This window comes from Kitasatospora sp. NPDC005751 (assembly GCF_040630835.1).
Classification (GTDB): Bacteria; Actinomycetota; Actinomycetes; order Streptomycetales; family Streptomycetaceae; genus Kitasatospora.
Genome location: NZ_JBEXYC010000105.1, coordinates 1 through 10662 on the forward strand (window position 1 = coordinate 1; position 10662 = coordinate 10662).

8 protein-coding genes are annotated in these 10662 nt (G+C 71.3%); 2 read left to right on the forward strand and 6 right to left on the reverse strand.

Annotated features, from left to right (window positions below):
* The first annotated feature begins 109 nt into the window (after positions 1 to 109).
* The gene (locus ABZ497_RS35750; RefSeq protein WP_359812042.1) at positions 110 to 1870 is read left to right on the forward strand and encodes a trypsin-like serine protease; all 1761 of its coding nucleotides are present in this window, start codon (positions 110 to 112) and stop codon (positions 1868 to 1870) included.
* Between the two features lie 380 nt (positions 1871 to 2250).
* On the opposite strand, the gene ABZ497_RS35755 is transcribed toward ABZ497_RS35750, so the two are convergent.
* Positions 2251 to 3588 (reverse strand): ALF repeat-containing protein, encoded by a 1338-nt coding sequence (locus ABZ497_RS35755; protein ID WP_359812045.1) that lies wholly within the window; start codon positions 3586 to 3588, stop codon positions 2251 to 2253.
* A 793-nt stretch (positions 3589 to 4381) separates the two neighbouring features.
* Between ABZ497_RS35755 and ABZ497_RS35760 the strand changes: the two genes are divergently transcribed.
* A complete protein-coding gene (locus ABZ497_RS35760) occupies positions 4382 to 6544 on the forward strand; it encodes a HEAT repeat domain-containing protein (protein WP_359812048.1) in 2163 nt (720 codons plus the stop codon).
* A 390-nt stretch (positions 6545 to 6934) separates the two neighbouring features.
* Here ABZ497_RS35760 and ABZ497_RS35765 read toward each other — a convergent pair whose 3' ends face one another.
* The 5 genes from ABZ497_RS35765 to ABZ497_RS35785 form a co-directional block, all read right to left on the reverse strand.
* Positions 6935 to 7261, reverse strand: coding sequence for a hypothetical protein (locus tag ABZ497_RS35765; RefSeq protein ID WP_359812050.1), 327 nt, complete (start codon positions 7259 to 7261; stop codon positions 6935 to 6937).
* On the reverse strand, positions 7258 to 7413 hold the full coding sequence (locus ABZ497_RS35770; RefSeq protein ID WP_359812053.1) for a hypothetical protein: 156 nt from the start codon (positions 7411 to 7413) through the stop codon (positions 7258 to 7260). Before ABZ497_RS35770 ends, ABZ497_RS35765 begins: the two co-directional genes overlap by 4 nt.
* A gap of 881 nt (positions 7414 to 8294) precedes the next feature.
* Positions 8295 to 8591, reverse strand: coding sequence for a hypothetical protein (locus ABZ497_RS35775; protein WP_359812056.1), 297 nt, complete (start codon positions 8589 to 8591; stop codon positions 8295 to 8297).
* 1198 nt (positions 8592 to 9789) lie between these two features.
* Positions 9790 to 10230 (reverse strand): DUF6262 family protein, encoded by a 441-nt coding sequence (locus tag ABZ497_RS35780; protein WP_359812058.1) that lies wholly within the window; start codon positions 10228 to 10230, stop codon positions 9790 to 9792.
* Positions 10220 to 10471, reverse strand: a complete 252-nt coding sequence (locus tag ABZ497_RS35785) for a hypothetical protein (RefSeq protein WP_359812061.1) — start codon at positions 10469 to 10471, stop codon at positions 10220 to 10222. The genes ABZ497_RS35780 and ABZ497_RS35785 overlap by 11 nt, the downstream gene beginning before the upstream one ends.
* Positions 10472 to 10662 lie beyond the last annotated feature (191 nt).

A 10662-nucleotide genomic window follows, 5' to 3' on the forward strand; every position in this document is an offset into this window, starting at 1 on the left:
AGACGACACGACACCCCGTCTCTGCCACCGAGGCACCGGCACTATGCCTGACCAGCGGAAACGCACCCGTCACTATCGGAAAGACAACGGCTTCTCAGGGAACCGCATCATGTCTCGCACCACCTCAGCCCGCACCTGGCGTGCGGGCCTGTTCGCCATCAGCATCGCCGCAGGCACCCTCACCGCAGGCTGGAGCACACCGGCCGTTGCCGTCTCCGCCGACCCGGCAGCCGACGGCTCCTACGCCTTCACCGCCAAGATCGCGGTCGGTGACACTTTCCGTGCCTGCACCGGCGCGCTGGTGGACCGCTACTGGATCATCACCGCCGCGTCCTGCTTCGCCGACGACCCCGCCCAACCGCAGAACCTCGCCGCCGGCGGACCGAAGTGGCGCACCACCGCCACCGTCGGACGCACCGACCTCACCACCGGCGCCGGTCAGCAGGCCGACATCGTCGAACTGGCGCCCCGTCAGGACCGCGACCTCGTCATGGCCCGCCTCGCCACCCCCGTCGACGGCATCGCCACCCTCCCGCTCGCCACCACCGCTCCCACCAGTGGCCAGAGCCTGCGCATGCCCGCCTACGGGCGCACCAAGACCGAGTGGGTCCCCAACAAGCTCCACACCGGGACCTTCACCCTCGACGCCGCCCGGCCCACCGCGATCGACACCACCGGTGTGAACGGCTCGGCCGTCTGCAAGGGCGACACCGGCGCCCCGCTCCTGCGCGAGACGAACGGCAAGGCCGAGCTCGTCGCCGTCGCCTCCCGCTCCTGGCAGGGCGGCTGCCTCGGCACCCCCGCCACCGAGACCCGCACCGGCGCCTCCAGCACCCGCACCGACGACCTCAGCACCTGGGTGAACAGGACCCGTCACACGACGCCGTCCGGGTCTGTCCTTGCGGGGTCGCCGTTCACGGTCGCCGACCCCGCCGACAAGCACCTGGTCACCTTCGTCCAGGACAGCGTCAACCACCTGTGGTCCGTCGACCCCAAGGGCGAGGGCTGGAAGGACCTCGGCGCCTACGCCGCCGGCTCCCCCACCGCCCTGGTCAACCCGGCCGACCACCACATCGTCGTCTACGTCAACGGGCCGAACAACCGGCTCTGGTCCTACGACCAGCAGGCCGCCCGGTGGACCCAGTTCACGGTGACCGGCGCGGGCACCGTGCTGGCCCCGAACGCCGTCCCGCGCACCGTCGTGGACCCCGCCGACAACCACCTCGTCACCTACATCCGGGACACCGACAGCCACCTGTGGTCCGTCGACCCGGCGGGCGAGGGATGGCACGATCTCGGTCCGATCGCCGCCGCCGACCCCGCCCCCGTGGTCAACCCCAACGACGGCCACGTCGTCGTCTTCCTCAACGGGCCGAACAACCGGCTGAACTCCATCGACGAACGCGGCGGCGTCCGGACCGAGTTCACCCCCACGCCCTCGGGCACCGTCATGGCCCCGGACGCCGTCCCCAGCACCGTGGTCAACCCCGCCAACGGGCACTTCACCACCTACATCCGCGACACCGCCAACCACCTGTGGTCCGTCGACCCTCTCGGCGCCGGCTGGCTCGACCACGGCCCCAAGGCCGCCACCGACCCCATCGCCAGCATCAACCCCCTGAACGGGCACATCGTCGTCGTCGTCCACGTCAACGGCCCCGACAACTACCTCAACTCCTTCGAACCCCAGGGATCCGGCGACGGCTGGACCCAGTACGACCGCACCCCCGCAGGCACCGTCATGGCCCCCGACACCAAGCCCCACACCGTCGAAGACCCCGCTGACCACCACCTCGTCACCTACATCCGCGACACCAACAACACCCTCTGGGCCGTCGACCCCGCCGACGAGGGCTGGACCCTCCTGTAGAACACGCCCCGCGGCCCCGGGACAGAACACCTCCCGGCGGGGGCGCAGGCGCGACAGGCCAGACCCGCCCGCCAGCCGGCGACGGCAACACCGGCACCGCCCGTAGGCGCAGGACCGCCGCATCACCGGGCACCCATCCCGGTGATGCGGCGTCCGCCGCCCCGCGCGAGCGAACGATGCTCGATGGGCGGCCACGGACCGTTCGGGGCACGGCCACTCCCTCACGGTCACCGGCCTGCCTTCGCACCCCCGGCCGCCGGCCCACGCCGGTGACAACACCAAGCACAGCCTCCGGCCGCCGGGTCGACGGACCAGCCGGACGCCAGACACAAGGTGCCCCCGACCAACGGCCGGGGGCACCAGGGTGTGCGGGGTCGCGGTCAGCTGTCGGCGGCGTGCCGGCGACGTGAGAGCGCCACCAGGGCGGCACCGGCGGCGACGGCCGCGGCGGCGCCGCCGGCCTCCCAGCCGAGCCCCTCGTCCACACCGGTCGCGGCGAGCTGACCGGAGACGGGAGCCGTGGCGGAGGCGACCCGCGCGGGCATCACAGCCGGGGCCGGGGTGGCACGGGTGCCAGTGCTGGTGCTCACGGAACCGACGGGCTGGACAACGGTCTGGGCGCTCTGCCCGGTGCCGGTGTTCTGGGCATGGTCAGGCTGCTGGACCGGCGCGGTCGGCTTGGCGGCGGCCGCCGCGTTGGCCTCGTCCTCGGCACGGGCCTTGTACTGGCCCTCCTTCAGGAAGGCGACCACGTCCTGGGGAGAACCCTTCAACGCGGCGACCCCAGCCTTCTGGACCGCGGGACCACCGACCGACAGGATCTGCGCGACCTTCACCCGGTTGTCGATCACCCGCGCGTCCGCGAGACCGACCTCGAGGAAGCGACGCAGGTCGGCGGGCGTGCCGCCCAAGGCCCTCTGGGCCCCCTCGGAGACGCTCGGGCCGATCTCCTTGTCCGCGAGGATCGTGAGAATCTCTACCCGGTCGTCCTCCGCGCGGGCTACGTACTGGCCCTCCTTCAGGAACTTCAGGATGTCCTCATGCGAACCGAACAGCGCGGCCTCAACGCCCTTACGCATCGCGGGTCCGCCATTGTTGAGGAGCTGGGCGACCTTCACCTTGTCGTCGCGCCAACGCCAGTCCTCCAGTTCAACCGTGAGAAAATGCCGCAGGTCAGCGGCGCTACCGGCGAGAGCCTTCTCAGCCGCCTCACGAACCCCGCGGCCCGACTCCTTGTCCTCCAGAATCCGCTGCACCTCGGCGCGGTCCTCGTCCTCCGCGCGGGCCGTGTACTGGCCCTCCTGCAGGAACTTCAGGATGTCGTCGTAGGTGCCGTTGAGCGCGGCCACGACGGCCCTACGCATCGCGGGTCCGCCAGCGTTGTAGAACTGGGCGACCTTCACCTGGTTGTCGGCCCGACGCTGCTTGGCCAACTCGGCGGTGAGGAAGTGCCGCAGGTCGGCCGCGGTACCGGCGAGAGCCTTCTCGGCAGCCTCCCGAACACCGGGCCCCGACTCCTTGTCTGCCAGGATCCGCTGAACCTCGGCACGGTCCAGCGCCTCCTGGGAGTCATGGTCCCCCGACGCATCGGACGCCGTGTCCGGACCGGACACCCCCGCGGGCGCCGGCTGCTCGGCAGCGGACGCCATCGACGGGAACAGCACAGCGGGCGCGAGCGCAGCGGCGGCAAGAACGGCGGACACCTTGGGCAACTTCATCAACCAGACCTGCTTCTTGAGCGGAGAACACGGGGAGAGATCGTGAATTCAGCCAGCATAGATCGTTTCATCCGATCACCATTCCAAATTCCCGGCCAGGGCCCGGCCGCCCCTGGCGCTGCTCTCCTGTTCGTCCTTCATCGGGCCTTCCGAACAGCTCACCGATCCTCAGCAGGCCTCCCACGCAGGGACCGGAGCGCACCGGGCAGACGAAGGGGTTCTCACGCCCCGCTCAATCAGCTGAGCTCTGGTCAGCATGGGCCCGGATACTGCTGCGGGTGCCAGGCGCCGGCGGGCAGGGCTTCGAGGTCGCGATCGCGGAGGGCGGCCCGGAGGATGGCGATGGCCTGGAGCACGGCAGGCGCTCGGTAACGGTCTCGCCCTCAAGGCCGGCGGGGACGGTGCGGTGGTGGCGGTGGTGGAGCGCGTCCTGCTGGAAGGATGCGGGCGAGGATGTCGGGCAGCATCTGGTGGATGGGAGGCTATGGCCGAGGTCGGCTGGGACGCGGTGTACGTGTCGGCGCAGGGATTTGCCGCCAACGCGAACCGATTCATAGGGGGTGAGCCGTCGTTGTACGGCTGGGAGTGCGCCAGCGTGCTGTGGCTGTCGGGCAACTACCGGTTGGCGTCCGGGTCCTGGCCTCCACCCCGTGGCCCCCGGGGACGCATGCACCCGGCCGGTCAGGGCCCGGGCCAGGCCGGGGGTCGAAGGCATGCAGGGTCGTGTCGATGATGCGCCATGACGAAGCACTGCCCGACTGCTGTGTCAGTGTCTCGTGGCACTGTGCGGCCCATGATCAACAATTTTGACGGTGCCGACCACATCGACTGGTCGTCCATGGGCCACGCCTACGGTCCGGCCGACGACGTACCGCTGTGGCTGGAGCAGATGGCCTCGCCCGACTCCGTCGTCCGGGAGAAGGCGTTCAGCAGTTTCTACAACTCGGCCCTCCACCAGGGCTCCGTCTACGAGTCCACGGTGGCGAGCCTGCCGTTCCTGGCCACGCTCGCCAACGACTCCGGAACGCCGGACCGCGCAGCTGTTGTCGGGCTCCTGGTCAGCATCGGGCGCTCAGCGCTGGAGCGCTTGTCCTTTGTCGACGAAGACGGCCTGTCCAACTACGATCCGTCCGTCGACGAGCCGTTCCCCGATGCAGACGCCATGCTGCAACTGCGCGAGCGGGGCGACGACTTCGTGCGGCACGCGGCGGACCCGGACCCGCGGGTACGGCAGGCCGCCGTCCCGGCCCTGGGGATGTTCCTCGACAACACCGAACGGGCGTTCGCCCTGCTGCGCGAGCGACTGGCCGCCGAGAACGGCACCGTGGAGCGGCTGCTGGTGATCGAGGCCGCCGCGACCCTGGCCCAGCGGCTGCCGACCGCGCTCGGCCCGGTGACGGCCTGGCTCACCGCTCTGGCCACGGACCCGGCGCTGGACGCCGACATCCGGCTCGCCGCCATCGTTCACCGGGCCGCCTGCACGCCGGAGGCCATCGACACCTGCCTCGTCCCGACGGCGATAGGCCTGCTTCAGCAACTCACCCCCGAACCGGAGCCCGAGGACGGGGCGGCCGAGGCCGATTCCGAAGTCGGAGCCCGGCCGACGGACTGCGGGCAGTGCGGCTGCTTGAACACCGCCGCCGAACCAGCACCGGACCAGGGCGCTTCGCCGCAGCTCGCGGCGATCTTCGACGACCTCGACCGCCACGGCCGTATCCACGCCCCCACCACCGAACTGCTCACCACCCTCCACCGGGCCCTGGACGCACGGGTACCCGAGCGCACCGCCCTGCTCATTGCCCAACTCCGCAGCCCCGACCGGGCCACCCGCCATGACGCCATCACCATGACCTGGGACCTGATCCGTTCCCGGCGCGGCGACCACACCGGCCTCGTCCTCGCCCTCGCCGACAACCTGCGACCCGACGACCCCTACACCGCCGCCGAAGCAGCCGAAACCCTCGGCAAACTCCCCACCGCCCTCGCCGAACCGGCACGCGAAGCCCTCGCCGCTCTCGTGGAGGCCCACCGCACCACCTCCTGCCCGAACGTCTGGGCCGCACGACACCCGCTGCTACGCCGGGCCCATCAGCAGGCGGTCACAGCGTTGGCCGGCCTCGGCGACGAGCGGGCCCTGCCCAGCCTGCTGACGGCGCTCGACACCGGCACCGACGACTGGCGTGCCCTGCAGGTCGCCGGACACCTCCCCCAAGCAGCCGGGGAACTACTGCCCAGGATCACCCGGCTCCTGGCCGACGCGGACCTGTCTTCCTGGCCCTGGGGATCCGCGCCCACGCTCATGGCCGCCCTCGGCAAGCTCGGCGGCCCGGCGGCTGTCCCGGCGCTCGCCACGGCGCTCGTCACCGCCCTGGAGCAGGGGCACTGGCGTACCGCGGGCGCGGCCCTCTACAACCTGGGCTCCATCGGCACCGGTGCCACAGCCGCGCTGGCGGTGATCCGGCCGATCGCCGACGCCGAGGACCCTGACCTGCGCTTCGCAGCCACCAAGGCCCTGTGGGACATCGAGGGCAATCCCGGCGACACGGTGCCGCGGCTGACCGCCCTGCTCGACACCGGCAAGAACCAGGACGCAGCCGACCTCCTCGGCCGGATCGGGGCGCCGGCGGGCGAAGCACTACCCCGCCTGAGGCAGATGCTCGAAGGCGGGCATCCCGTAACCCGGGTCTACGCCGCCGCCGCGATCTACGACATCGGCGGCCCTGCCCAGGTGGGGACCGTCCTGCCCGTGCTGCTGGAGACGTGGGAGGAGAACAGCACGACCGTCGGCCGCGTCCTGGACTGCCTGCAACGGATGGGCCCCTCCGCCGCGCCCGCCCTCCCTCTCATCCACGCCGAACTCGCCCTCGCACGCCGGGGCGGCGGCTACTTCGGGAGCATCGCCGACGACGAGGACCTCCAGCACGCCGGCCGGGCCGTCATCCGCCAGACAGCCTGACGCGCGGCCGACACCGCTCCGGTCTGGACGCCCTGCTCCAACACGGCAGGCCTGGCGACGCTGTCCGCTCTCATGGAGGACGGCCCACAGCGCGGGCCTGACCTGCGGGCGTTCAGGACGGGCGAGAGGCACACCGCTCTCGGTCCCGCCCGACCGCCGCGCCGAACCCCGCCGCCACCCGAACGGACCACGCCGGGACGAAACTCACCGGCCCTGACCTGCAAAATGAAAGGGTTCCGGGCCCAGGGTCAGCCGGCCCCTGGCGGCCAAACTCACCGGCAGCTCCGGGGTCAAACTCACCGGCCGGGGACGAAACTTCCCAGTGCAGGTCAGCGGCGGTGGCGAAACTCCCCAATGCAGGACAGCGGCCTGCACCAGGATGAGGACAGGTCAGGTCCGGCGCCACCAGAAGTAGGTGCGCTTCGCCTCGGCGGCCACGGCTTCCACGGCGGCCCGCTCACGCTCGGCGGCATCCCGCGCCCGCTGCTCGGCCACGTCCTGGCGGCAGCGGGCGCACAGCCGGTCGTCGTCCCAGGTGTTGGCCCGCTCCTGTTCGGCCCACCGCTCGTCCAAGAACCACGCCTCGTATCGGGTGCAGGCCGGACGGCGCCGATCACGCTCCACCCGCTCCCACTGCGCCTCGCGGGCCCGCCTGGCAGCCTCCTGCTGCTGCTCCAGCAGCAGGTCACCGTCCTCGTTGTCGAGCGCCCGTATCAAGGTGGTCCACTCCTGGCCGCCGAAGCGCCACCGGAGGGGCCGCCCAGGCCCTTGTCCTGGCCGGTCGAGGCCTTCGCCTGTCGGTTGGTCGGGTGGTCGGCGGCCTGGTCGCCGTCGTCCGGGTCGGGAACGGCGAGCGAGGTGGTGGTCATCGAGTGGCCTTCCGTCAGCGATAGGCCGGATCCGGCGCGGTGGCCGGCCCGGCACCCGGACCAGCGCCCGGGTGCGGCCGACACTGCACACCACCCCCTTGTCCGCGGCCTCACCGAACCCCTTGTCCGACCCCTTGACCAGCGTGTTGCCCCGCCCGATTCGCCCCGGCCTGAGGCCTTGTCCTCCCGGTATGTCCGTGACCGACACCACAGACCGCCAGCCCGCACCGCACGGCCGGTGCGGTCCGCCGGCCTTGCGGTGCGGGACGAGGCAGTGCGGTGCGGTAGCGGCACGACTACCGCACCAGCCCTTGCGGGTGCAGGGCGGGAGCCGCACCCGCGGTGCGGGACGCGCGGAGCCCGCGCGGCCTGGACGGCTGGGTCCTGGGGATCGCGGGTCGCGGTGGGCGGCCCGGAGGGTGGGCGATGGCGTGGAGCGCGGAGGGGTGGAGGGCGACCTGGTCGTGGCGGGGCTCGCGGACGAAGCGGTCCGGCCGGGGTGGCCGTGGAGGATCTCCGCCCACTGGGGGACATCGTGGATGGCGGCCTCGACCCAGCCGACCGGTCAGCCGTGGTGGAGCAGGACGTGGACCGGGCTGGCGCGCGGGCTGGAGGCGTCGGGACGCGCCACATGGTGCGGGCTCAGCCGTCCGAGAGCGGGCGCTCCCACTCCCACGGTCCGTACCGCTCGGTGGGCCGGGTGGGCACCTCGGCCTGGGGCTGACGGCTCACCAGTTCGCGCCAGCGCTCCTTGGCCGTCTGCTGCAGTTCGCGGCCCGACCGGCGGTTTCGGTGCGCGAGCCGCGCGCGGTCTGCGGTGGCCCGAAGGTGGTCGCGGGCGGCGAGGCATGCCGGACGATGCGGCAGAGCTGTTCGCTTCGTCAGTCCGACCGCACCGGCCAGCGCGCACCCGGCGCCTTGACCACCCGGTCGCCCACGCCGAGCGACCGGTACGTCCGACTGTTCACCTCGATGGTGACCTCCCGCCCCTCGTCGGTGCGGATCCCCATCATGAGATGGCCCGACGGGCCGTAGGTACCGATCGAACTGTGCACCCACCGGCCGGTGACCACCCCGGTGTAGGCGTCGTTCGCCTCGCCCGCCCGCTGCCAGACGATCATCGCCAGAACCATGACGAGCGGGCCAATGGAGAGGAGCAGGAAAATGGTGCTCGACATGTGCGACCCCCCGCATCGACGACGGCGCAGGCCATCCACGGCACCGTACCGGTCCTGTGAGCGCCAGCCCAGAAGGTATACCCAGAAAGGCAGTTCGGACCCGGCGCGGGTGGTCGGGGCGCACTCCAGTGTGGCTCGTGACGTGCCCCGTCGGCTTTGAGCGGTCTTTCACCACGGGGGTTGACCTGGGCCATCAAGGTTCGCCGGATGGTGCGTCACGATCGGCGTCACGAATACCGGGCCCGGGAGCAGCGTCGGCGGCGGGGGCGGCAGGCAGGCCTACAGCGGCCGCGGCTTCGAGGCCAGCGGCGGCAGGGACATGGCGGAGGGCGGCTTTGCGGACATCGGCGGGGGTGCGGACGTGGCGGCGCGGTGATGGCGTCGAGGGGTGCTCGGCGGGCCGTGGGGCGGTCGGTTGGGGTCCGGGACGGCGGCTGGGTCCTCCCAAGGCGGTTGCTGGCGGCCTTGAGGGCACTGGCGGCGATCATCATTATGGCCAGGCCGTCGCCGCCCAGAGGCGGTCCCGCCGCACTGTCCGGCCGCTGCCTGGTGAAGGCCAGGGGCTGGTCGGGCTCGCGGTCGTGCGGGTGGCCGGGGCCCGGACCAGCCGGGGAGATCCGGGCCGGGGCCTGCCGACTTGCCCAGGGTGTGTTCCCGTTCGTCGATTCACCCGCACCCGGGCCGCGGCTTGGCCGATGATGTGACATGTCCAGAGGCTGGGTGAGTGCACCGGGCAGGGGGAACAGGGCGCGCATGGAGATGATCAGCGGCACCGGGCTCGGCTGTCGGCCCTGGCCGGAGTTCCTGGACCGTCGCCCCGAGGGCGCGTCGTCTCGTGTGCGGGAACGACCGGTGCGGGCGGCGGACGTTCGCCGAGCAGATCCCGGCTCTGACGTGCCGCCACGCGCGTCGCACGACCGCGCTCACCGCTCAGCTCACCGACATCGCGCTGTTCTTGGGTGGCCGGGCCGGGGCCCGGATCTCAGGGCGTCTGGCCATGACCACGTGCCGGGACACCCTGCTCCGTCTCATCCGGGCGCTGCCCGTCCCGTCGTCGGGCCTTGTCCCGCGTCTGGGGGTGGACGAGTTCGCCATCCGTCGCGTTATCTTGAGCTGTTGGCTTCCGTGGGGCTGTGACCTGCTCCGTCTCGTCGGAGACGTGTCGTTGACGAGACGGAGCTGTCGTTCAGGGTCGGCGTCAGCAGGGGCCGATCGTGATGGAAGTGTGTCGTGGGGCGGTCGGCTCTTCGAGGGCGGGGATGCCTGCGGCTCGGAGTTGTCCGAGTGCGTGGGCGAGCTGGCGGCGGAGCCGCTGGTTGTCGGCGGTGAGGTCCCTGTTTCGAGCCAGGGCGATCTCGAGCCGTCCTGCGAGCGAGGCGTCGCTGCCGCGTTGTCGTGCGGGTGCCCGTGTCGGCAGCGGGCGGCGGTCGAGGGCCCGCAGCCGTTCGATTTCGTCGCGGAGGTCGGGTTGAGTGTAGAGCCAGGAACGGGAGACCTCCGCGGCCCGCGCGACGGCTTCGAAGGTCACCGGGACGCCGGCGATGTCGAGCTCGCGGAGGGCTCTGACTGTCTTGGCACGGGTCAGCTCGTGGCGCCGGCGGGCTGAGAGCACGAGGTGGGAGCTATTGTCAGCCCGCATCGCGAACCGCCTCCTGGGTCGGGTCGTCGTCCTGGTCGAGTGCGGTGATGATCCGGTCGAGGTTGCCCAGGACCTGCTGGTTCATTTCGACGAGACGTCGCTGGCCCCGCGCTTCGGCGGCGGTGACGATCTGGAGAACCTCCTCGCGTTGTCGGCGGTGCTGGGGCAGGAACTGCGGGGTCGTGATGAACATCGGGCAGGTCAGACAGGCTTCTCTGAACTTGAGGCCGGTCTGTCCCAAGCCTCTGCTCCGTAGCTCTCTGAAACCGAATTGGTGATGTCAGAGGGATCACAGCGAGATGTTCCGGAGAGCGAGAGCCCGCTCCGTCTGCCGCCTTAGGGCCTGTGTGATGTTGTGATCAATCTTCGGGTTCTGCCCCTGCTCCAGGGCAGAACCCGATAAGAATGTTGGCTGTGACGCGTAGGCAACTC